Source organism: Escherichia sp. 94.0001 (genome assembly GCF_013369155.2).
Classification (GTDB): Bacteria; Pseudomonadota; Gammaproteobacteria; order Enterobacterales; family Enterobacteriaceae; genus Escherichia; species Escherichia coli_F.
On record NZ_JABWMS020000252.1, the window covers coordinates 1 to 403 of the forward strand.

The 403-nt window shown below is 57.8% G+C and carries 1 protein-coding gene; it reads left to right on the forward strand.

Going from position 1 to position 403, the window contains the following annotated elements; translation table 11 throughout:
• The coding region (locus HEN33_RS25555) for an IS66 family transposase (RefSeq protein WP_183083548.1) at positions 1–403 on the forward strand (403 nt) is incomplete at both ends.

A 403-nucleotide genomic window follows, 5' to 3' on the forward strand; every position in this document is an offset into this window, starting at 1 on the left:
CGGATGCATACGCCGGGTTCAACGAGCTGTACCGGGATGGCCGGATAACGGAAGCTGCCTGCTGGGCTCATGCCCGCCGAAAGATCCACGATGTGCACGTCCGCATCCCGTCAGCACTGACGGAAGAAGCCCTGGAGCAGATCGGTCAGTTGTACGCCATAGAGGCGGATATAAGGGGAATGCCGGCAGAGCAGCGGCTTGCTGAACGTCAGCGAAAAACGAAACCGCTGTTGAAATCCCTGGAAAGCTGGTTGCGTGAAAAGATGAAGACCCTGTCGCGACACTCAGAGTTGGCGAAGGCGTTCGCGTACGCACTTAACCAGTGGCCGGCACTGACGTACTATGCGAACGATGGCTGGGTGGAAATCGACAACAACATCGCTGAAAATGCCCTGCGGGCGGT